Source organism: Hylemonella sp. GW821-FHT12C09, assembly GCF_058807395.1.
Genome location: NZ_JBXAQQ010000019.1, coordinates 1 through 654, shown reverse-complemented (window position 1 = coordinate 654; position 654 = coordinate 1). Strand labels below are relative to the sequence as shown.

General features: G+C 61.5%; 1 protein-coding gene. It reads left to right on the top strand.

Annotated features, from left to right (window positions below; genetic code table 11):
- Positions 1-82 precede the first annotated feature (82 nt).
- Positions 83-654: helix-turn-helix domain-containing protein (locus tag AC1RRP_RS19255; protein WP_493038985.1), on the top strand; the 572-nt coding region annotated here is incomplete at its 3' end.

The following is a 654-nucleotide window of genomic DNA, read 5'->3' as shown; positions in this document are numbered from 1 at the left end:
TGTATAGACCGGAGACATGGGAAACGGGTGTTCGGGGACATAGGAAACACTTTTCCTGCGCCGCAGGCGCCAGGAGAAGTCCATGCCGTGGCAACCGAAAGACCTGATGAGCATCAAACGAGAGTTTGTCGAATTGGCCCTGGCTCCGGGAGCGAACCGTCGGGAGTTGTGCCGCCGCTTTGGCATAGGCCCCAAGGCGGCCTATGCCTTGCTGGAACGCTATGCGCAGGAAGGTGTAGCCGCCCTGCAGGAACGCTCCCGGCGCCCGCTCAGTAGCCCAAGCCGCACACCAGAGCCCATGGAGGCGACGATCCTGGCATTGCGACAAGCCAACCCCAGTTGGGGTGGTCGCAAGCTCGCATGCCGCCTGCTGGATCTGGGGCATCCTTCTGTTCCCAGCCCGAGCACGGTAACAGCCATCCTGCAACGCCATGGCCTGATCGACCCACAAGCCAGTCAGGCGACCCAGCACTGGCAGCGCTTCGAGCACGAGACCCCCAATGTCCTGTGGCAAATCGACTTCAAGGGTTACTTCCAGACCGCCGCAGGCAAGTGCCATCCCCTGACCTTGCTGGATGACCATTCCCGCTTCAACTTGGCCTTGGCTGTGTGCCAACGCCCCGATACGGTCAATGTGCAGGAACACCTCAAGGC